Here is a 21,344-nt window from a genome sequence, read left to right on the forward strand (position 1 = left end):
ATAATTGCGGCTGCGACGAACCGTGCTAGCGTGTCGGCGACAGGGGTGCAGTAATGCGTGGCGAGCCGCAACGGGAGTGCGACGAGCGAGACGACGGGCAGATGCCCGGCGACCGTGAGCGCGCGTTCGGGCGACAAACGGAATCCGGGGATACGATCGATGCCGGCGCGCCGGACGCGACGGCCCGCGCGGCTGCCGCAGACGAAGGCCCCATCGCGATCGGCGGCGTCGTCAAATGGTTCGACGCGACGCGCGGCTTCGGCTTTGCGGTGGCGGACGATCCTGCATTCGGCGACGTGCTAATCCATTTTTCGGTGTTGCAGCCGCATGGCCGGCGTAGCCTGCCCGAAGGGGCACGGGTGGAGACGCTGTCAGTGCAGCGCGGTCGCGGCTATCAGGCGCGCGAAGTGATCGGCATCGACCTGACCAACGCGATTGAGGATGCGCCCCGGTCACCGCGCAATCCCGATCGCGTCGATCCGCTCAGCCTGATCGATGCCGCCGGCGCGTTCGAAGGCGCGGTGGTGAAATGGTTTAACCGGCTGAAGGGCTATGGTTTCCTGGTCCGCGATGCGGATGGGGCGGATGTGTTCGTCCATATGGAAACGCTGCGTCGTGCGGGGCTGGCGGTGGTCGAGCCCGGCCAGCGGTTGCGTGCGCGGATCGTCGCGGGCAACAAGGGGCCTCTGGCGGTAAGCGTCGAAGAGGATTGAGACGATGATCGGAACGAAGGCGCTGGTGGCGATCGTCGCGGCGCTGGGGCTGGGCGCGGCCGGGGTCGCGGTGCAGACCGGTGTCTTCTCGCACGATACGCCGGCGAAGGATGCGGCCAAGACGCTGTTGCCGATCACGATCGCCAGTGCCAACGGCACGCACAGCTTCACGGTGGAACGCGCGGTCACGCCCGCCGAGCAGGAACGCGGGCTGATGTACCGCACCGACCTGAAGCCCGACGGCGGCATGCTGTTCTGGCCCTATCCGCCCGAAGGCGGCGGTCCGCGTCAGGCGAGCTTCTGGATGAAGAACACGCCGACGCCACTCGACATCCTGTTCATCCGCGCCGACGGCACGATCGCGACGATTGCCGAAAATACCGTGCCCTTCTCCGAAACGCCCGTCCTGTCGCGCGAGCCGGTGGCGGCGGTGCTGGAACTGGTCGGCGGCCGCGCGGCGGACCTGGGCATCGCCGAAGGCGACAAGGTGACCTGGGAGAAATAGCGGGGCAGCGGGTGCGTCTCCGCGCGGGCGGCATGGCCGCCGACGCTCTTCACGCGGATTCTCGCCACGGCCGTCATCCCCATCGCGATCCCCTGTTGAAGGGCGCAGCGGACACGGGTAAGCGCTGAGCCACTATGGGCATCAACCTCAATCCCTTCACCTGGTGGACCGGCGCGTCGTGGGGCACGATGCTCTATGGTCTGCGCGGCATGGCGCAGATGGGCACCGACCAGCTCGGCAACGTCTATTACGAAGGCGGCAAGGACGGCAGCGGCCGCAAGCGGCGCTGGGTGATTTATGAGGGTGCGAACGATGCCAGCCGGGTGCCGCCCGAATGGTTCAGCTGGCTGCACCATCACATCGACGACGTGCCCGATCGCGCGCTGCCGCCGGTGCGTGCGTGGCAGAAGCCGCCGATCCCCAACATGACCGGCACGCCGCTCGCCTATCGCCCCTCGGGCTCGCTGGAGAAGGGCGGCAAGCGTGCCGCCGCGACCGGCGATTACGAGGCGTGGACGCCCGAAGGGTGAGCCCACGGATCGGCCGCTGGCTGGCCGCCGGCGTCCTGCTGGTCGCGATCGCGGTGGCCGGGGTCTTCGGCTATCGCGCCTGGCATGGCAGTAACGGTCCGGCGAACCGCACGGTCGCGACGCAGGATCTGCCCGCCGATCCCGCCAAGGGCGACGGGATCGAGACGATCGCCGCCTCCGACACGACGCTGCCGACCGGCGGCACGCCGATGGCCGAACGGGTCGCCGTCGTTGGGCTGCTCAACAAGCGCAACGGCGTCAGCCGCGACCTGACGTTGAAGCCGGGGCAGGCGGTGCGTGTCGGCGATGCGATCGTGCGCCTGCGCGCCTGCGAAAAGACCGCGCCCTGGGAGCAGGATCAGCTGACCGGCGCCTTCGTCCAGCTCGACGTGCGCGGCACCGACCGGCACTGGCGCCGCGCCTTTTCCGGCTGGCTGTTCAAGGAACGGCCGGCGCTGAACGTCGTCCAGCACCCCGTCTATGACGTGTGGACCAAGAGCTGCACGATGTCCTGGCCGGAAACCGGTCCCGACACGGTGTCGGCCGCGACTGGCGGCGCGGCACGCTCGAGCGCGAAGAAATCGGGCGAGGCGGATGCCGAAGCAAACGGGGGCGACGATGCCGCGCCCGCCGACGAGCCGGTCGCCCCGTCGAGCGCGCCGGCCAGCAACGCGCAATAATCGCTCCGGTCGATCTCCACCGCGCCCAATGAGGCGAGGTGGGGCGTCTGGAACTGGCAGTCGAGCAAGGTGAAACCGCCGGCCTTCAGTCGCGCGACGAGCCAGGCGAGCGCCACCTTCGATGCATCGGTCCGGCGGCTGACCATCGATTCGCCGAAAAAAGCGCGGCCCAGTGCCAGGCCGTACAGGCCACCGACCAGATCGTCGCCGTCCCAGCATTCGATCGAATGCGCATAGCCCATGCGGTGCAGCGTCACGAACACCTGCTCGATGCCGCTGTTGATCCAGGTTTCCGGGCGATCGTCGGCGCTTTCGGCGCACAGCTGGATCATGCGTTCGAACGCAGTGTCGGTGGTGACGCGAAAGCGGCCACGCGCGATCGTCTTGCGCAGCGACGCGGAGAGGTGGAAGCCGTCGATCGGCAGGATCGCGCGGGTACGCGGTTCGACCCAATAGACGCTGTCGGCGTCGCGGTGATCCGCCATCGGGAAGACGCCCATCGCATAGGCGCCGAGCACGAGTTTCGGGTCGAGCGTCTCCATCGCCGGCCAAGGTGGCGGTGGCGAGGGGGTATGGCAAGGTGGCGCGGCCCGGATCGGACCAGCACCAGCGGCGGGTGCGTTTAGACTCGCCGTATCCGCGCACCGCGCCGGATCAGCGCGCCACCCGCTTTTCGATCGCCCGCCACAGGCCGGCGAAGGCGGTCGCCGCCGCGCTGCGCGGCGCATAGGTGGCGACGGGCGCGCGGTGATCCGCCATCGCCTCGACCGCGCTCGCCATCGGGATGGCGGGCCAGTCGGGCTGCGCGGCGAGCGCGGCGGCGTGCAGGCGGCGGCGGCGGTCGACCATCATATGGACGGGCAGCACCGGCACCTTGCCGCCGAGATGGCGCACCACTTCTTCTGCGGCGCGCTGGGCGAGGGCGGAGGGGATGATCGGCATGACGATCAGGTCCGCGGCACGGATCACTTGTTCGCTGGTTTCGGTGAGCCCTGGCGGACAATCGAGCAGCACGTGGTCGTAACTGCCGAGGTCGGCGACCAATTTGTCGAGCCGCCGCTTCTTGCCGAGATCGTGCAGCAACACGTCGAGATCGCGCAGCGACGCGTCGGCGGGGATCAGGTCGAGCTGCGCGATCTCGGTCGGCCGGGCGTGGCGCGCGACCTTGGTGTCCTTGGTGAACAACGCGCGCGCCTGATCGCCGGCGGGATCGCGGCCCAGCACCCAGCTGCTCGCTGCCTGCGGGTCGAGGTCCCACAAGGCGGTGCGGCGCTTCGACAGGGTGGCGGCGCAATAGGCCAGGTTGACGGCCAGCGTGGTTTTGCCGACGCCGCCCTTCGAGCTGTAGATCGCGATCGTTGCCATGGGGCGGGATCGTACCGTTATGGACCCGATCGGGCAATGCGCCATGCACGCCATGAGGAAAGCTGGGGGCTGGTCCGAGCAAAGGTGCTTTGTCGGACGCGATGCCGCCCGATACGGGCCTGAGGCAAGGCGCGGCGGCATCAGGTGGCGATGCGCTGCGTCACCATCCGGATCGGGAGTTCGATATGCTGCGCCGTGCCGTCCTCGGATCGACGATCCTGCTTGCCGCGTCCGTTGCGCCGTCGACGGCTGGGCGGGCATCCGGGCCGGTGCGCAGGACCGTGCCGATCGTTTCGCGGCCCGGCGTGTGGCAGGCGCCGGCGGGTGGGCGGCAGGAGCCGTTATGGGCGGCCGCCGTCCGCCTCGCCAAGCCGGACAGCGGCGATGCACCGGAGGTAACCGGCAACGGGTCCGCGATCGTCGGCGGGCGGATGTGGCATTGGGCGGGATCGATCACGCGGCCGACGATGACGGTCTTCCGGCCGCAGGGGCGCAACACGGGCACGGCCATGCTGGTGCTGCCGGGCGGCGGCTTCACCGTCGTGGCGATGGACCTGGAGGGCACGGAAATCTGCGACTGGGCGGTGCGGCAGGGGATCACCTGCGCGGTGCTGAAATACCGGGTGCCGCAAGCGTGGCCAGTGGTGAACGGGCAGCAGCAGCGACCCAAGGTGCTGCTGGGGCTGGAGGATGCGCAACGGGCGATGGGGCTGCTGCGCCAGCGCGCTGCCAGCTATGGCATCGATCCGCATCGCATCGGCGTCATCGGCTTTTCGGCCGGTGCCTATCTGGCCGCGGCGATGAGCAATACCGAGGCGCGGACCTATCCCATCGCCGATGCCGCCGATCGTCAATCGCCGCGCCCGGACTATGCGGTGATCGCCTATACCGCGCGGATGCTCGATGACAGCAAGGGCCGCAACAGCCTGGAATTGCGACCCTGGGTGACGATCAGCCCGAAGGCGCCGCCGACCTTCATCCTCCACGCGATGAACGATTCCACCGACCCGATCCGCCAGCCAATGGCCTATGCCCTGGCGCTGAGCGACGCGGGCGTGCCGGTCGACATGCGCCTGTATGCCAAGGGCGGCCACGCCTTCGGCCTGCGCCCGACCGCCGACCCGGTGACGCGCGAATGGCCGGGGGCGCTCAAGCAGTGGCTGCGCGATATCGGGATGCTGTGACCGGTCCGGCCGCGGGTCGACTCTAAAACCGGTTCGCCAACGTCACGCGCAGGTTTCGCGGCGCTCCGGGGACGGTCCATACGTTCGCGTACGAACTGGCGATATAATAGGTGTCGAACAGGTTATCGACGTCCGCGCGCACGCTGAGCCGCGGCGTGACGGCATAGCTCAGCGTCGCGCGCGCGATCGTATAGGCGGGCAGGCGATAGCTGGTGCCGAACGGATCGCCGGCGCGCGTGCCGACGTAAGTGATCCCGCCGCCAACGCCCAAGCGGCCGATCGTCTTCAGCGCGAACAGGCTGCCCGCATGGCGCGGGACGTTCGACAGCGGCTTGCCGATCAGCGTGCGGTCCTGATCGTTGCGGATCGTCGCGTCGACATAGGTATAGGCGGCGGTGACGTAGAGATCGTCGGGGCGGACATAGGTGAGTTCCGCCTCCGCGCCACGCGACCGCTGGCGGCCGATCTGGCTCTTCACGAACGGATCGACCGAATTGGGATTGAGCACGTTGCGTTTTTCCATGTCGAATACGGCGGCGGTGCCGGTCAGGCGGCGCTGGAACAGGCTGACCTTGACCCCCGCCTCGGTCGAATGGCTGCGTTCGGCATCGAAGGTCGCCGTGCCATCGGACGGATTGAGCCGCAGCGAATCGCCCCGGCTGGCGTAGAGCGATACGCCCTCCCGGACTTGCCACGATACGGCCGCGCGCGGCGTGACGCCGGCATCGCGCGTGTCGAGTTCGCGGACGGTCAGCCGGTTAAAGACGTCCTCGCGAAAGCTGTTCCACCGCGCGCCGAGCAGCAGCGTAATGGGGCCGCGGCGGACCACGTCCTGCGCATAGACGCTCTCGCTGCGAAACGACGCGGTGCGGCTGAGCGAGGCGGGCGGGGTCGGCAGCGGTTGGCCGTAGATGGGGGCGAACAGATCGATCAGCAAGATCGGGCGCGTCGTCGTGCCGCGTGCGCGATCGAGCCGGAAGTCGAGCGCATGCCGCACGCGATCGACGCCGATGCGCAAATCGTGCTCCAGCCCCAGCAGGCGAAGGCGCCCGGTCACTTCGGCACGCAACGACAGATCGTTCCATGCAAAGTCATGATAGCGGCGGTCGCGCCCGGCGGTGCGCCCGTCGCTCTGCACGCCGCGTGCGCCGAAATCGACCATCGTGCCAAAGCCGCGCAGCGACCCGTCGCGCTGGCTGCCGCCCAGCTCCAGGCCGATGCCCGATCCCAGATCCGCAAACAGGCTCGCCTGTTGCCACAGGATACGCTGCGTGATGCGGCCGTCCGCCGGCTCGCCGAGGAAGGTGATGCGATCCATTGCGCGAGCGTTGCCGGCGATGCCGACCACGCCACGATCGAGCACCGACCGGTTGCGCATATATTCGGCCTGATAGAGCAGGCGCAGTCCCGGCGCAGGCGTCCAGGCGATCGAGGGCGCGATCAGGCGGCGCGATCCGCCGACATGATCGCGGAAGCTGTCATGGTCTTCCGCGACGCCGATCAGGCGGACGGACAGGCCATCGGCGATCGGGCCGCCGACGTCGCCCGTCACGCGACGCTGGTCCCAGCTGCCGACCATCGCGCTGGCGGCCGCATGCGCGTGATCGAGCGGCGCCTTGGTGACGATGTTGATCGATCCGCCCGGCTCGCCGCGGCCGGACAAAGCGGCGCTCGCGCCCTTCATGACTTCGACGCGTTCGATCGTCGCGCTGTCGACCGGCGGATTATAGCCCAGATTGCTGCCGAAGCGGTTGATCAGGATATCGGGGCCGGTGTTCTCGTCGCCCGCAAAGCCGCGGATCGCATATTTATCCCACAGGCCGCCGAAATCATTCTGGCGGGTGACGCCGCCCGCATAATCCAGCGCATCCTGCAATCGCGTGGCGTTGAGGGGCGTCAGGTCGTCTTCGTCCAGCACGCGCACCGATTGCGGATAGCGGAGCAGCGGCGTGTGGCTGCCGATGATGCTGGCGCTGGCCGACCGCGCAGTCACGACGATGTCGGCATTGGCCTCGGGCGCGGGCGTGTCGCCGCCGGTGGTCTGCGCCATCGCCGGCGCCGCAAGCCCGAAGGCGATGGCAAGAACGGACACGGCGACGCGCCGATCGTGTGCAAATTTCACGCAGCAAATTCCTGAGATCGGCCGGGATGGCCCCGGTTTCGACGGTCAGCTAATGAAGTTGCGGATAGTTCGCAATAGCAATGTGGGAAGGGCGGCCTTGCGCCGCGCATAAGAAAAGGGCCGGCGGAGCGATCCGCCGGCCCTTGTGGAAAGTCGGTCAGTCGTGGGTTACGACTTGCAGGTCTGCGAGGCCTTGCCCGGCTGCGACACGGTGATGTTCGACGCATTGCCGGTCAGCTTCCAGCCGCCCTCGGCGGTCAGCGGCTCGCCGGCCTTTTCGGCGGTCAGGCGGGCAGGCGTGCCGGTCTGCGACGTCTTGACGAGGGCGAGCTTGTCGCCGTCGAACAGCGTCACGTACAGCAGGCTGTTGTCCTTGCAGCGGAAGGTCTTTTCCGCCTTGATCGCGGGCGGCAGTTCCACCGGCGCGCGGTTCGCGAGCTGGTTGGCCATCGGATCCGGATTCGAATCCAGCACGTCCGGCTGCGCGGGCTTGGAGTTGCAGGCGGCCAGCGCGAGGAGCGCGGCGGTGGCGGCGAACAGGGGGAGGCTCTTCATAGCGAGGGCACGCTTTGCGCATGCGAAGGGGGAGCGTCAAGGCGATCCGTCGGATTTGGCCGTTCGGTTGATCGTGCGGCTTTGCGCTTCCCAAGTGCAGCTTTGCTTGTCGCAGGCCCGGCCACGCGCCATCTAGCGGGCATGCATACGACCCCAGACACGCTTGCCCTGATCGGCAACACGCCCCTCGTCCGGCTGAAGGGGCCGAGCGAGGCGAGCGGCTGCGACATCTTCGGCAAATGCGAATTCGCCAATCCGGGCGCCAGCGTGAAGGATCGCGCGGCGCTGGGCATCGTCGAGGATGCGGAGGCGCGCGGCGTGCTCCATCCCGGCGGTACGATCGTCGAAGGCACGGCGGGCAATACCGGCATCGGGCTGGCGCTGGTCGCCAACGCCAAGGGCTATCGCACGATCATCGTGATGCCCGAAACGCAGAGCCGCGAGAAGATGGACACGCTGCGCGCGCTGGGCGCCGAGCTGGTGCTGGTGCCGGCGGCGCCCTATTCCAGCCCCTGCCACTTCGTTCACACCAGCCGCCGCATCGCCGAGGAACGCGACAATGCGATCTGGGCGAACCAGTTCGACAATGTCGCCAACCGCCGCGCGCATATCGTCGGCACCGCCGAGGAGATCTGGCAGCAGATGGACGGACGGATCGACGGTTTCACCTGCGCGGCGGGCACCGGCGGCACGATCGCGGGTGTCGGCCTGGGGCTGAAGGCGAAGGACGAGCGCGTCTGCATCGCGCTGAGCGATCCGCACGGCGCGGCGCTATACGATTATTACGCGCACGGCGAGTTGCGCAGCGAGGGATCGTCGGTCGCCGAAGGGATCGGGCAGGGGCGGATCACCGCCAATCTGGAGGGCGCGCCGATCGACACGCAATTCCGTATCTCCGACCAGGAGGGCTATCACTGGGTTCGCCGCCTGCTCGACGAGGAGGGGCTGTGTCTGGGCCTGTCGTCCGGCATCAACGTCGCAGGCGCGGTGCGGCTGGCGGAGCAATTGGGGCCGGGCAAGCGGATCGCGACGATCCTGTGCGACACGGGATTCCGCTATCTCTCGACGCTGCATGATCCGGCATGGCGGGCGGAGAAGGGGCTGGGGTGAGAAGGGAGTTTCCCCCTCTTCGTCATTCCCGCGTAGGTGGGAATCCCTAACCGCTATCGCTGGCGATAGAGCCGTGACGTCAGCGCGTCTGGATCCCCGCCTGCGCGGAGATGATGGTGGGGTGGGGGGGCTGTCTGTCGCCCGCGACTCGCCGCCCAATCGACAAGTGCCCGACAAAGCGGTACAGCCGCGCGACAAGATGAGAGCCGTGCGAGACACTCACCAGACGATGCAACGGATCAAGGTCGGCGTGATCGGCCTTGTCGCCGTCGTCATGCTCATCGCGATCGCCACCGCTATTCTGGGGTCGGCGACGCGCGAAAAGCCGATCGCCACCGCCGGATCCGCCCAGGCCGACGTCGTCGCGAATATCGCCATGACCAATGCGGGCGCCGCGGCGGCGGCCGATGCCTCGGGCGAACCGCTGGCCGAACTCGGCGTCGCCCCGGCCACCGGCAACGCACAAGCCGCACGATGATCCTTTTTCGGGGAAATCCGGGGACGGCGCCCCGCGCCGACGGAATCGCACGCCCGCACGCGTGGTTAGCGCCTGTGGCATGCATGCCACCATGGGGGTGTTTCCCGCCCGGTTAGCCGCCTTCTGGGGGCTTTTCCCCGCTCATCCCCAAAAATCCCGTTGCATCCCCGGTTGGCTGTTGGTAGCGACAGTCAACAACGGGGCAGGCATCATCGTTTGCGTTTGGGCGCAAATGCATGGGAGGCGGTGAAAATCCGACTTTCCAGACGATGAGCCGTGCGCGTCAGGGTGCGAGACGGGCGTGTTGGAAAGGGGCGACTATCAGGGAAGTGGACTCGCTCTTGTCGATGACAAGGGTCGCGTCGCCATCCCCAATGCGCTCCGCCACACGCTGGCTGCCAACGCCCCGCGTGCCGACGGCAAGGACGGCGGCACCGTCATCATCGCCGCGCACGAGGATCAGCCCTGCCTGATCGCCTACGATCCCGCCTATATCGCCGAGCTGAAGCGCGAATTGAACGAGCGCGTCGCCCTGTCGCGCGGTGCGGACGGCAAGATCGACCACAATATCAAGCGCGGCGGCGCGAACGGCGAGGCGGTGCCCTTCGATGGCTCCGGCCGGTTCATCATGCCCGGCTTTCCGCGCTTCTACGCCAATATCGGCGCGCATGCCTTCTTCTGGGGCACGCTCGACTATATCGAGATCTGGGACCCCAAGACCCTGCTCTCGACGCCGGGCATCGCGCCCCAGATGGTCGCTGCCTGCCGCTATTATTGTCAGGACAAGGGGGTGCCGCTTGACTGACGCGCCCCACATCCCCGTGCTGCTCGCCGAAGTGGTCGCCGCACTCGCCCCCGCCCCGGGCGAGGTGATGGTCGATGCCACCTTCGGTGCGGGCGGCTACACACGGGCGATCCTGCAGACCGGCGCCACCGTCATCGCCTTCGATCGCGACCCCGACGCGATTCGGGAAGGGCGCGCGGCCGGTATCGAGGGGCTGACGCTCGTTCACAGCGACTTTTCCGCGATGGAAGCGGCGATCGATGCGCCCGTCGATGGCCTGACGATGGATATCGGCGTGTCGTCCATGCAGCTCGATCAGGCGGAGCGCGGCTTTTCGTTCCAATCCGACGGCCCGCTCGACATGCGGATGGCGCAGGATGGCCCCAGCGCCGCGGACTTCCTGAACACCGCCGACGAGGACGCCATCGCCGACGTGCTGTACCATTATGGCGACGAGCCCAAGTCGCGCCGCGTCGCGCGCGCGATCGTCGCGGCGCGGCCGCTGAGCCGCACGGGCGAATTGGCCACCGTCGTGCGCAAGGCGCTGGGCCACCGGCCGCACGACAAGAAGGATCCGGCGACGCGGACCTTCCAGGCGATCCGTATCCATGTGAACCGGGAATTGGGCGAGCTGGCCGACGGCCTCGCCGCCGCCGAACGACTGTTGAAGCCTGGCGGCCGACTGGCGGTGGTGACGTTCCACAGCCTGGAGGATCGCATGGTCAAGCGCTTCCTGCGCGAACGCTCCGGCAACACGCCCGGCGGCTCGCGGCACCTGCCGCAGGCGGGAGCGACGCGGGCGCCCAGTTTCGAGCGCGTCGGCCGCGGCATCCGTGCCGGCGAGGCGGAACTGGCGCGCAACCCGCGCGCACGATCGGCAACTTTGCGGACCGCCATCCGGACGGCCGCTCCTGCATGGAATGAAGAGGTGACGGCATGACGGCGGCGTATCGGTTGAAGGGGATCGGATGGTTCGGTGGCTGTGTCGCCATCGTCCTCGGTTTCTACCTGGTCTCGCTGCAGGTCGCGACCGAGCGCAAGAAGCTCGAGAGCATGGATCGCAAGATCGATGCCGCACAGCGCGATATCCGCGCGCTGGAGACGGAGTTCGAAACGCGCGCCAACCTCGCCCAGCTCGAAAAGTGGAACGGCGAGACGCTGTCGCTCGCCGCGCCGACCGCCGGCCAGTTCGTGACCGACGAGGCCGCGCTCGCCAGCCTCGACGTCAATCAGGTGGGCGTGCCCACCGACGGCAAGTCCGGGATGCAGATGGCGTCGCTGGTCGTCCCGTCGCAGCCGGGCGTCAGCGTCGCCGCGCCCGCCGCGACGCCCGCGCCAGCGGTGGTGCAGGTCGCAGCCGCGATGCCCAAGGCGCAGCGCGCGGTGATCAAGGTCGCCGCCATCGAAAAGAGCGCGCCGATGCTGGCGAAGCTGAACGAGGCGGCCCGTGCCAAGGCGGCGGTCGCGAAGGTGCGGCCTGAGGCGGTCGCGATGCTCGACAAGAAGCTGCTGTCCGACAGCACGCTGGGCGATATCCTCAGCAGCGCGCGCGCCGAGGCCCGCAAACGTTGACCGTCATCGTCGCCCGTCCAGCCCAGGCCCAGCATCGCAGCGCCGGCCAGCGTCATGCGCTGGTCGCGACGTCGCATATGCGGCTGATGATGCTGATGATGCTGTTCGCGGCGGCGGTGGTGCTGATCATCGGCCGGCTGGCGATGCTCGGCATTCTGTCGGGCGGCGAGGCGGCGGCGCGGACGGCGGCACTGGCGGCGCGCGGCGATATCGTCGATCGCAACGGCGCGCCGCTCGCGCGGACGATCGATGCGTGGACGATCGCGGTCCATCCGCAAAAGATCATCGGCGACAAGATGGAGATCGCCGCCCGGCTCGCGGCGCTGATGCCCGATCGCGGCGACCAGGCGTGGTTCTATCATCAGCTTACCCGCAACATCAGCTTCGTCTATCTGCAGCGCCGCGCCAGCCCGGCGCTGGTCGAGCAGGTGAATGCGATCGGCGAGCCGGCGCTGGTCTTCGCGCGCGAAACGCAGCGCCTGTACCCGCAATCGACGATGGCGGCGCACGCGCTCGGCTTCCTGTCGACCGACGGCCACGGCATGAGCGGTATGGAGCGCGTGCTCGACGAACGGCTGCTCGATCCGGCGCAGGCGGGCAAGCCGGTCGCACTGGCGATCGACGCGCGCGTGCAGGCGGCGATGGAGAGCGAGCTCGGCCGCGCGATGGGCACCTTCTCCGCACGCGGGGCAGGCGGCATCGTGATGGACGTGCACACGGGCGAAGTGCTCGCGATGGTTTCGCTGCCCACGTTCAACCCCAATCGCGTCGGCATGGCGGGCAGCGAAGAGCTGCGCAACCTGACCACGCAGAGCGTGTTCGAGCTGGGGTCGACCTTCAAGCCGATCACCGTGGCGACCGCGATCGACACCGGCACGATCACGATGAACCGCAAGTTCGACGCGACGCATCCGCTGAAGGTCGGCGGCTTCACCATTCACGACGAGCGCGGCGATCCGCAGCGCTGGCTGTCGATGCCCGAAACGCTGATCTATTCCTCCAACATCGCCACCGCGCGGATCGCCGACGAGGTGGGCCCGCAAAAGATGCAGACGATGTTCCGCAAGCTGGGCTTCGACACCCGGCCCGACATTGAGTTGCGCGAAAAGGGCCGGCCGCTGTGGCCACATTACTGGGCGCGCACGACGACGATGACGACGGCTTATGGTCACGGCATCGCGGTGACGCCGCTGCACCTCGCCAGCGCCTATGCGGCGTTGGTCAATGGCGGCATCTGGCGTCCGGCAACGCTGATGAAGATCGCGCCGGGGCAGGCGCCCGCCGGCCGCCGCGTGATCAGCGAGGCGACCAGCTACAAGATGCGCCAGATGCTGCGGCTGATCGTGCTGCGCGGCACGGGCCGCAAGGGCGAAGCCCCCGGCTATCGCGTCGGCGGCAAGACCGGCACCGCCGAGGCGGCGGTCGCGGGCGGCTACGACCATTCGCGCAACGTCGCGACCTTTGCCGCGGCTTTCCCGATGGATGCGCCGAAATACGTCGTGCTCGCGATGCTCGATTCGCCGCAGGGCACGAAGGAGACGGGCGGCTGGAAGACCGCGGCATGGAACGCCGCGCCCGTCGTCGGCCGGACGATTTCGCGCGTTGGTTCGATGCTGGGCGTGGTGCCCGATGCCCAGCACGACATCGACGTCGCTGACATGATGCCGCTGATCTGGCAGGAGACGCCGCCGAAGCAGGCGAACGGCAATTGACGAGCCGATTATTGAGGAGCGCGACATGAAGCTGGGGACGCTCACCGGCGGGAGTGAAGAGGCGGTGGTCACCGGCTTTGCGATCGACCATCGCAAGGTCGCGCCGGGCACCGTCTTCGGCGCGTTTCAGGGCGCGCGGGTGAATGGCGAGGATTATATCGCCGATGCGGTGCGATCGGGTGCGATCGCCGTCGTGACGCGGCCGGGCGTGCCGGTCGAGGGTGCGGTCGCGATTGCGTCCGACAGCCCGCGCGAACGCTTCGCGCAGCTCGCCGCGCAATTCTTCGCGCCGTTTCCAGAGGTCGCGGTTGCCGTGACCGGCACGAACGGCAAGACCTCCACCGTCGAAATGACGCGGCAATTGTGGCGGATGGCGGGCGAACATGCCGCCTCGATCGGGACGCTGGGCGTCACCACGGCCGACGAACGCGTGACGACCGGGCTGACGACGCCCGACGTCGTCACCTTCCTGTCCAACGTCGCCGGGCTGGCGCGCGAGGGCGTGACGCATGTCGCCTTCGAGGCATCGAGCCATGGCCTGACGCAATATCGCACCGAGGGGCTGCGCGTCGCCGCGGCGGCCTTCACCAACCTCAGCCGCGATCATCTCGACTATCACGGCGACATGGGCGCCTATCTCACCGCCAAGCTGCGGCTGTTTTCCGAAGTGCTCAGTCCCGATGGCGCCGCGGTCGTCTGGGCGGACGACGTCGAATCGGCGCGGGTGATCGACCTTGCCCAGGCGCGCGGCAACCGGCTGGTGACGGTCGGCGAGCGCGGGAGCACGCTGCGCCTGGTCGAGCGCGATCCGACCTTGCTGGGGCAAGGGCTCGTGATCGAGGCGGAGGGCGCGACGCATCGCGTCACGCTGCCGCTGATCGGCGGCTATCAGGCGGCGAATGCGCTCGTCGCGGCGGGGCTGGTCATCGCGACCGGCGGGGACGTGACGCAGACGATCGCCAATCTCGCCCGCCTGCAACCCGTCCGCGGGCGGCTGGAGCGCGCTGCGATCGCCCGCGGCGGCGCGCCCGTCTACGTCGACTATGCGCACACGCCCGACGCGCTGGAGGCGGCGATCGCCGCGTTGAAGCCGCATGCCGGCGGCCGGCTGATCGTCGTTTTCGGTGCGGGCGGTGACCGCGACGCGGGCAAGCGCGAGACGATGGGGCAGGTCGCGCAGATGCAGGCCGACCTCGCGATCGTCACCGACGACAATCCCCGCACCGAGGATGCCGCCGCGATCCGCGCCGCGATCCTGAAGGGCGCACCCGACGCCCGCGAAATCGGCGACCGCCGCGAAGCGATCGCCACCGCGATCCGCGAAGCCGGCCCGCGGGACATCGTGCTCATCGCCGGCAAGGGCCATGAGCAGGGCCAGATCGTCGGCGACCTGGTGCTGCCGTTCGACGACGTCAGCGTGGCGCGGGAGTATGCGGCGTGAGTGCTCTGTCAGTCCTCCCCGCGCGCAGCGGGGGGAGGGGGACCGCCGGTCGCAGACCGGTGGTGGAGGGGGCGCCGTCGCAGACGGCGGACTGCGGCCGCCGCCCCTCCACCGGCTTCGCCGGTCCCCCTCCCCAAGCGGGCTTGGGGAGGAACTAAGATGCTCTGGACCGCCACCGAGATCGCCGCCGCCACATCCGGCACCGCCTCGACCGACTTCGCCGTGACCGGCGTAGCGTTCGACAGTCGTGAGGTCGGCCCAGGCGACCTGTTCATCGCACTCACCGGCGACAGCACCGACGGCCACCGCTTCCTTGATCAGGCGTTCGCGCAAGGGGCGGCCGGGGCGATCGTGTCGGCCGACACGCCTCATCCGCACGTCCGGGTCGCCGATACCTTCGCCGCATTGAACGATCTCGGCCGTGCCGCCCGCGCCCGCATGGGCGGCACGGTGATCGGCGTCACCGGCTCGGTGGGGAAGACCAGCGCCAAGGAAGCGCTGTTCGCGGCCCTCGACCGGTTGCTGACGGGCGCAGTGCATCGCTCGGTCAAAAGCTACAACAACCATACCGGCGTGCCGCTCAGCCTCGCGCGTATGCCGCGCGACACCCAAATCGGTGTGTTCGAGATGGGCATGAACCACGCGGGCGAGCTGTCGCAGCTCACGCGCCTCGTCCGTCCGCATATCGCGATCGTCACCGCCATCGCCCCCGCCCACACCGAATTCTTCCCGGACGAAAGCGCCATCGCCGACGCCAAGGGCGAGATCTTCCAGGGCCTCGAGGCCCCTGATGGATCGCCAGGCGGCACCGCGATCATCCCCTATGACAGCCCGCATCGCGACCGGCTGATGGCGGCCGCCGCCCCCTATGCCGCGCGCACCGTCACCTTCGGCCTGAGCAAGGGCGCCGACGTCCATGCGGTCGAGGCGATGCGGCTGCCCTCGGGCGGCTCGTTCGTCACGGCGAAGGTGGGCGCACGCGAACTGTCGTTCACGCTGTCGCAGCCGGGCATGCATTGGGTGTCGAACGCGCTGGCCGTGCTGGCGGCGGTCGATGCTGCCGGCGCCGACCTTGCCCGTGCCGGCCTTGCGCTTGCCGAAATGGGCGGCCTCGCTGGGCGGGGCCTGCGGCGCACCACGCGTGTCGGTGAGGGCCAGATGCTGGTCATAGACGAAAGCTACAACGCCAACCCCGCCTCGATGCGCGCGACGCTGGCGGTGCTGGCCGAAGAGCCGGGCCGGCACGTCGCGGTGCTGGGCGAGATGCGCGAGTTGGGCGACGATTCCGCTGCCTATCACGCCGCCCTCGCCGAACCGATCCTTGCCGCGCGCGTCGAAACGGCGCTGCTCGTCGGCGAAGCGATGGCGCCGCTGGCCGAGGCCCTTGAGGGACGCGTCGACATCATGCATGTGCCGGATGCTGCGACGGCGCTGGACCGGCTGAAGAACCTGGTCCGGGCAGGAGACGCGGTACTCGTCAAAGGGTCCAATGGTGTCGGCCTGTCGCGCCTGGTCGCGGGCCTAGAGTCAGGTATTGCGATCGAGGATCGCTTGGGGGGCGGAACGTAAATGCTGTACTGGATCGCCGAGCACCTGGGCTTCACCGGGCTGCTGAACCTTATCCGCTACCAGTCCTTCCGGACAGGGGCGGCGGTGGCGACCGCGCTCTTCATCGGCTTGATCATCGGGCCACGCTTCATCGGCTGGCTGCGCGTGCGCCAAGGCAAGGGGCAGCCGATCCGCGCCGACGGCCCGCAGACGCACCTGGCCAAGCGGGGCACGCCGACGATGGGCGGGCTGATGATCCTGACCAGCATGGCGCTCGCGATCCTGATCTGGATGGACCTCAGCAACCCCTATGTCTGGGCGTGCCTGTTCGTGACGCTCGGCTTCGGCGCGATCGGTTTCCTCGACGATTACGACAAGGTGCGCAAAGCGAGCACCGCCGGCGTGTCGGGCAAGACCCGGCTGCTGCTCGAATTCGCCATCGCCGGCATCGCGTCGTGGATCATCATGCAGCAGAACGGCCCGCACCTGTACCTGCCGTTCACCGATCGCCTGTACCTCGACCTCGGTTATTTCTTCCCGCTGTTCGCCGCCTTCACCATCGTCGCCTTCGGCAATGCGGTGAATCTGACCGACGGGCTCGATGGCCTCGCGACGATGCCGGTCATCATCGCCTCCGTCGCGTTCATGCTGATCGTCTACCTCGCGGGTAACGTGAAGTTCGCGACCTATCTCGGCATCCCGCACGTGCCGGGCGCGGGCGAACTCGCGATCTTCTGCGGCGCGGTGGTCGGCGCCGGACTCGCCTTCCTGTGGTTCAACGCACCGCCCGCTGCGGTATTCATGGGCGATACCGGCAGCCTCGCGCTGGGCGGCGCACTCGGCACGATCGCGGTCGTCGCGCACCATGAGATCGTGCTGGGCATCATCGGCGGCCTGTTCGTCGTGGAGGCGCTGTCGGTCATCATCCAGGTGTTCTTCTACAAGCGCACCGGCAAGCGCGTGTTCCGCATGGCGCCGATCCACCACCATTTCGAACAATTGGGCTGGAGCGAGCCGACCGTCGTCATCCGTTTCTGGATCATCAGCCTCGTGCTGGCGCTCGCCGGCCTGTCAACGCTGAAGCTGCGGTGAGGACGATGCCGGTCGCCCCAAACACACCGTCACCCCGGACTTGGTCCGGGGTCCACCGGGCCACGAGGGGTCGCTGTGCTCCTCTAGCCGCGTCCCTCGCCGCAGAGTGGACCCCGGACCAAGTCCGGGGTGGCGACGCGTGTTTGGCAGCAGCGGCATGATCCTCTCCACCGCCTGGAAGGGCCAACGCTACGCCGTCCTCGGCCTTGCCCGCTCCGGCATGGCGACCGTCCGCGCGCTCGCCGCAGCCGGTGCGTACGTCGTCGCCTGGGACAGCGATCCCGCCGCCCGCGAGCGCGCGCAAGCGATCGACGGCGTCATCGTCCACGACCCCGCCACGCTCGACCTCACCGGCGCCGCCGGGCTGGTCGTGTCGCCCGGCGTGCCGCTCAACACGCATCCGTTGGTCGCGCAGGCGCGCGCGGCGGGCGTGCCGGTAATCGGCGACATCGAACTGTTCGCGCAGGCCCGCGCCGAACTGCCGCCGCACAAGGTCGTCGGCATCACCGGCACCAATGGCAAGTCGACGACGACCGCGCTGGTCCACCATATCCTGAAGACCGCCGACGTCCCGACGCTGATGGGCGGCAACATCGGCCTGCCGATCCTCGAACAGGATCCGCTGCCGGAGGGCGGCGTCTACGTACTCGAACTGTCGAGCTATCAGATCGACCTGACGCAGACGCTCGATTGCGACGTCGCGGTGCTGCTCAACATCACACCCGATCACCTCGACCGCTATGATGGGTTCGAGGGCTATGCGGCGTCCAAGGCGCGGCTGTTTGCCATGCAGTCCGACGATCACGATGCGGTAATCGGGGTTGGTGACGAAGCGTCGGACCAGATCGCTCACAGCCTGTCGGCGCGCAACGAGCACGTCGTAGTTATCGGCTCGGAGCCGATCGGCAACGTCGCGGATTGGCCCTCGCTGCAAGGGCCGCACAATGCCCAGAATGCTGCCGCGGCAATGATCGTCTGCGCGAAGCTTGATGTGCAAGTCGGGGTGATCGAGACCGCCCTCCGCACCTTCACCGGCCTGCCCCACCGCATGGAGCGCGTCGCCGAGCACAACGGCGTCGCGTTCATCGACGACAGCAAGGCGACCAACCCCGAAAGCACCGCGCCCGCGCTCGGCGCGTTCGAGCGCATCCACTGGATCGTCGGTGGCAAGCGCAAGGGCGACGATCTCGACGCCTGCGCGCCGTTCCTAAGCCACGTCGTCGCGGCCTATACGATCGGCGAGGCGGCCGAGCTGTTCGCCGACATCCTGACCCCCAAGCTCCCCTACGTCGAACGCAGCGGCGACCTCGCCACCGCCGTCCGCGCCGCCGCCGCTGCGGCGCAGCCTGGAGAGGTCGTGCTGTTGTCGCCGGCCTGTGCTAGTTTCGACCAGTTCCGCGATTACGAGGCGCGGGGTGCTGCGTTCCGCGCGGCTGTCGAGGCTTTAGCATGACGGGCGCCAGCATGACCGAGGGGGAACGCGACAGCCTGATCGCCAAGGTGAAGCGCAGCGGCGGTCGCGGCGACCGTTCGCCGCTCGGCACCTGGTTCTGGGACATCGACCGGATGCTCCTGCTGCTCACCTTGTTCCTGATCGCGATCGGGCTGGTGGCGGTGGCGGCGGCGAGCCCCGCCACCGCGGTCCGCTATTCGGGCGAGCATCACAAATTCACCGCGCTCTATTATTTCTGGCGTCAGCTGATCTGGGTCGGCATCTCGCTGCCCGTGCTGTTCGGCGTGTCGATGCTGCCGGTGCCGCTCGCCCGCCGGCTGGCGCTCATCGGGGCGGCAGTGCTGATCGTCTGCCTCGCGCTCACGCCCTTCGTTGGCAACAGCATCAACGGCGCGCGGCGCTGGATCGGCTATGGCTTCGCCTCTTTCCAGCCGTCCGAATTTTTAAAGCCGCTCTTCATCGTGACGGTCGCCTGGCTGCTGTCGCTGAAGGCGAAGGATCCGACGCTGCCGACCGTACTCATCACCGGCGCGATGACCGGGCTGATCGCGCTGCTGCTGATGATGCAGCCCGACTTCGGGCAGACGGTGATCTTCTGCACCGTATGGATGGCGCTGCTGATGATCGCCGGCACGCCGATGCGCGTGCTGGGCGGGATCATTGCGATGGTGCCGGTCGGCCTCGTGTGCGCCTATATGTTCTACAGCACGGCTCGCAACCGCATCGACGCCTTCCTGTTCCCGAGCGTCGAAGGCGAGGGCGCGAGCGATCACTTCCAGACCAACGCCGCACACGCGACGATCACCAGCGGCGGCTGGACCGGCACCGGCCCCGGCGGCGGTACGGTGAAGTTCGGCCTGCCCGAAGCGCATACCGACTATATCTATTCGGTGATCGGCGAGGAATTCGGCCTGATCGCCTGCGCGATCATCGCGCTTGTCTTCCTGGCGATCGTCGTGCGCGTCTTCGTCAAGCTGCTGGACGAGCAGGACGAATTCAAGCTGCTCGCCGCCAGCGGTCTTGCGGTGCAGTTCGGCGCGCAGGCGCTGGTGTCGATGGCGGTCAACACCGGCCTTGCCCCGTCCAAGGGTATGACGCTGCCGTTCATCAGCTATGGCGGGTCGTCGATGATCGCGCTGTCGATCGGCATGGGGTTGCTGCTCGCCTTCACCCGGCGCAATCCATTCCTGACGCGCAGCCCGTATGTGGTGAGATGGGGTTCGAATTGAGCAAGCATTACGTCCTGGCAGCCGGTGGCACGGGCGGTCACATGGTCCCCGCCGCGGCGCTGGCGGAGGAGCTGACCCGGCGCGGCCATCGCGTGGCGCTGGTCAGCGATGCACGCGGCGTCCGCTTCCCGGGCCTGTTCGAGAACGTCCAGACGCACGTCCTCCCCGCCGGTCGCTTCCAGGTGAAGAAGCCGCAGGGCTGGGCGAGCGCGGTGCGCGAGATGCTGCGCGGTCGGGCGATGGCGCGCGAGCTGTACCGCACATTCAAGCCCGCCGCCGTGATCGGCTTCGGCGGCTATCCCGCCTTCCCCGCGCTGCTCGCGGCGTTTGCGGAGAAGATCCCGACCGCGGTGCACGAACAGAATGCTGTCCTCGGCCGCGTCAACCGCGTTGTCGCGGGTAAGGTCGATGCGATCGCGACCTCGTACAAAACGACCGAACGCCTTGCCGCCAAGCACGAGAACAAGGTCCACCTCGTCGGCAACCCGGTGCGCGACGCGGTGCTCGCCTTGCGTGCAAAACCCTATCCGCTGCTGGAAGAGGACGGCATCTTCCGCGTCCTCGTCACCGGCGGCAGCCAGGGCGCGAGCATCCTCAGCCAGGTGGTGCCCGACGGTCTCGCCATGCTGCCCGTCACCTTCCGCCGCCGCCTGCAGGTGACGCATCAGGCGCGGATCGAGGATATCGACGCGGTGCGCGCGCAATATGCCGAGCATCAGATTCCGGCCGAACTGGCGACGTACCTGCCCGACATGCCCGAACAGCTCGCCTGGGCGCACCTCGTGATCGCGCGCGCCGGCGCGTCCACCATCGCAGAGCTGACCGCGGCGGGCCGCCCGGCGATCCTCGTGCCGCTGCCCGGCGCGACGGATGACCACCAGACCGCCAATGCGCGCGAGATCACGCGGGCGGGCGGCGCACGCACCATCCCGCAGCCCGAATTTACCGCCGTGGAGCTAGCCAAGCAGATGCAGAAACTGGGCCTCGACCCCGCGGCGCTGGAAAATGCCGCCGCCCGCGCGAAAAGCGTCGGCCGCCCGACCGCGGTCAGCGACCTCGCCGATCTGGTCGAAAGCCTCGACGCGCCGCTGTCGCGCCTCCCCGTCGGCGTGCCGACCAAGCCCAAGGCGGTGACGGCATGATGGGCAAGATGGCATTCCTCCCCGGTACGGGGAGGGGGACCATGCGCAGCATGGCGGAGGGGCAGCACCAGGCGGCGGCTCTGCTTGGCTGCCCCTCCGTCAGCCTGACGGCTGCCACCTCCCCGTTCC

General features: G+C 68.4%; 20 protein-coding genes and 1 pseudogene. 17 read left to right on the forward strand and 4 right to left on the reverse strand.

Annotated features, from left to right (window positions below; all coding sequences use genetic code 11):
• The first annotated feature begins 101 nt into the window (after positions 1-101).
• The 4 genes and pseudogenes from ACGVWT_RS04720 to ACGVWT_RS04735 form a co-directional block, all read left to right on the forward strand.
• Entirely contained in the window at positions 102-713 is a 612-nt protein-coding gene (locus ACGVWT_RS04720) for a cold shock domain-containing protein (RefSeq protein ID WP_315461492.1), read from the forward strand.
• A gap of 4 nt (positions 714-717) precedes the next feature.
• Complete coding sequence (locus ACGVWT_RS04725; protein WP_315461491.1) at positions 718-1,218, forward strand: DUF192 domain-containing protein; 501 nt, start codon at positions 718-720, stop codon at positions 1,216-1,218.
• Positions 1,219-1,352: 134 nt separating this feature from the next.
• Positions 1,353-1,748 (forward strand): NADH:ubiquinone oxidoreductase subunit NDUFA12, encoded by a 396-nt coding sequence (locus tag ACGVWT_RS04730; RefSeq protein WP_043060321.1) that lies wholly within the window; start codon positions 1,353-1,355, stop codon positions 1,746-1,748.
• A 209-nt stretch (positions 1,749-1,957) separates the two neighbouring features.
• Positions 1,958-2,191 (forward strand): annotated as a pseudogene (locus ACGVWT_RS04735) (DUF2155 domain-containing protein); the annotation flags it as partial.
• A gap of 35 nt (positions 2,192-2,226) precedes the next feature.
• On the opposite strand, the gene aat reads toward ACGVWT_RS04735, so the two are convergent.
• On the reverse strand, positions 2,227-2,970 hold the full coding sequence (aat, locus tag ACGVWT_RS04740; RefSeq protein ID WP_315461490.1) for a leucyl/phenylalanyl-tRNA--protein transferase: 744 nt from the start codon (positions 2,968-2,970) through the stop codon (positions 2,227-2,229).
• Positions 2,971-3,082: 112 nt separating this feature from the next.
• The gene (locus ACGVWT_RS04745; RefSeq protein WP_315461489.1) at positions 3,083-3,793 is read right to left on the reverse strand and encodes a ParA family protein; all 711 of its coding nucleotides are present in this window, start codon (positions 3,791-3,793) and stop codon (positions 3,083-3,085) included.
• A gap of 185 nt (positions 3,794-3,978) precedes the next feature.
• Between ACGVWT_RS04745 and ACGVWT_RS04750 the strand changes: the two genes are divergently transcribed.
• A complete protein-coding gene (locus ACGVWT_RS04750) occupies positions 3,979-4,977 on the forward strand; it encodes an alpha/beta hydrolase (protein WP_315461488.1) in 999 nt (332 codons plus the stop codon).
• A gap of 22 nt (positions 4,978-4,999) precedes the next feature.
• Here the strand turns inward: ACGVWT_RS04750 and ACGVWT_RS04755 are convergent, their stop codons facing one another.
• Both ACGVWT_RS04755 and ACGVWT_RS04760 read right to left on the reverse strand, forming a co-directional pair.
• Positions 5,000-7,099: a TonB-dependent siderophore receptor gene (locus tag ACGVWT_RS04755; RefSeq protein WP_394425390.1), complete on the reverse strand. Its 2,100-nt coding sequence runs from the start codon at positions 7,097-7,099 to the stop codon at positions 5,000-5,002.
• A 168-nt stretch (positions 7,100-7,267) separates the two neighbouring features.
• Positions 7,268-7,654 (reverse strand): hypothetical protein, encoded by a 387-nt coding sequence (locus ACGVWT_RS04760; RefSeq protein WP_116461750.1) that lies wholly within the window; start codon positions 7,652-7,654, stop codon positions 7,268-7,270.
• A gap of 141 nt (positions 7,655-7,795) precedes the next feature.
• Here ACGVWT_RS04760 and ACGVWT_RS04765 point away from each other — a divergent pair, with 141 nt between their 5' ends.
• From ACGVWT_RS04765 to murG, 12 genes are all read left to right on the forward strand, one after another.
• The gene (locus ACGVWT_RS04765; RefSeq protein ID WP_116461751.1) at positions 7,796-8,764 is read left to right on the forward strand and encodes a cysteine synthase A; all 969 of its coding nucleotides are present in this window, start codon (positions 7,796-7,798) and stop codon (positions 8,762-8,764) included.
• A gap of 208 nt (positions 8,765-8,972) precedes the next feature.
• The gene (locus ACGVWT_RS04770; protein ID WP_286165109.1) at positions 8,973-9,242 is read left to right on the forward strand and encodes a hypothetical protein; all 270 of its coding nucleotides are present in this window, start codon (positions 8,973-8,975) and stop codon (positions 9,240-9,242) included.
• A 301-nt stretch (positions 9,243-9,543) separates the two neighbouring features.
• Positions 9,544-10,047 carry a division/cell wall cluster transcriptional repressor MraZ gene (locus tag ACGVWT_RS04775; protein ID WP_024310403.1) on the forward strand — a complete coding sequence of 168 codons (504 nt, stop codon included), beginning with the start codon at positions 9,544-9,546 and terminating at the stop codon, positions 10,045-10,047.
• Positions 10,040-10,966: a 16S rRNA (cytosine(1402)-N(4))-methyltransferase RsmH gene (gene rsmH, locus ACGVWT_RS04780; RefSeq protein WP_315461486.1), complete on the forward strand. Its 927-nt coding sequence runs from the start codon at positions 10,040-10,042 to the stop codon at positions 10,964-10,966. The genes ACGVWT_RS04775 and rsmH overlap by 8 nt, the downstream gene beginning before the upstream one ends.
• Positions 10,963-11,598, forward strand: coding sequence for a hypothetical protein (locus ACGVWT_RS04785; RefSeq protein ID WP_116461754.1), 636 nt, complete (start codon positions 10,963-10,965; stop codon positions 11,596-11,598). Before rsmH ends, ACGVWT_RS04785 begins: the two co-directional genes overlap by 4 nt.
• On the forward strand, positions 11,595-13,310 hold the full coding sequence (locus ACGVWT_RS04790) for a penicillin-binding protein 2 (RefSeq protein WP_116461755.1): 1,716 nt from the start codon (positions 11,595-11,597) through the stop codon (positions 13,308-13,310). Before ACGVWT_RS04785 ends, ACGVWT_RS04790 begins: the two co-directional genes overlap by 4 nt.
• Before the next feature lie 25 nt (positions 13,311-13,335).
• Entirely contained in the window at positions 13,336-14,751 is a 1,416-nt protein-coding gene (locus ACGVWT_RS04795; protein ID WP_315461485.1) for a UDP-N-acetylmuramoyl-L-alanyl-D-glutamate--2,6-diaminopimelate ligase, read from the forward strand.
• Positions 14,752-14,910: 159 nt separating this feature from the next.
• Positions 14,911-16,320 (forward strand): UDP-N-acetylmuramoyl-tripeptide--D-alanyl-D-alanine ligase, encoded by a 1,410-nt coding sequence (gene murF, locus ACGVWT_RS04800; protein ID WP_315461484.1) that lies wholly within the window; start codon positions 14,911-14,913, stop codon positions 16,318-16,320.
• On the forward strand, positions 16,321-17,391 hold the full coding sequence (gene mraY / locus ACGVWT_RS04805) for a phospho-N-acetylmuramoyl-pentapeptide-transferase (RefSeq protein WP_116461758.1): 1,071 nt from the start codon (positions 16,321-16,323) through the stop codon (positions 17,389-17,391).
• Between the two features lie 157 nt (positions 17,392-17,548).
• Positions 17,549-18,844, forward strand: a complete 1,296-nt coding sequence (gene murD, locus ACGVWT_RS04810) for a UDP-N-acetylmuramoyl-L-alanine--D-glutamate ligase (protein WP_315461483.1) — start codon at positions 17,549-17,551, stop codon at positions 18,842-18,844.
• On the forward strand, positions 18,841-20,073 hold the full coding sequence (locus ACGVWT_RS04815) for a putative peptidoglycan glycosyltransferase FtsW (protein WP_315461482.1): 1,233 nt from the start codon (positions 18,841-18,843) through the stop codon (positions 20,071-20,073). The genes murD and ACGVWT_RS04815 overlap by 4 nt, the downstream gene beginning before the upstream one ends.
• Positions 20,058-21,215, forward strand: a complete 1,158-nt coding sequence (murG, locus tag ACGVWT_RS04820) for an undecaprenyldiphospho-muramoylpentapeptide beta-N-acetylglucosaminyltransferase (RefSeq protein WP_116461760.1) — start codon at positions 20,058-20,060, stop codon at positions 21,213-21,215. Before ACGVWT_RS04815 ends, murG begins: the two co-directional genes overlap by 16 nt.
• Positions 21,216-21,344: the final 129 nt, after the last annotated feature.

The organism is Sphingomonas sp. S6, from assembly GCF_043498045.1.
GTDB lineage: Bacteria > Pseudomonadota > Alphaproteobacteria > Sphingomonadales > Sphingomonadaceae > Sphingomonas.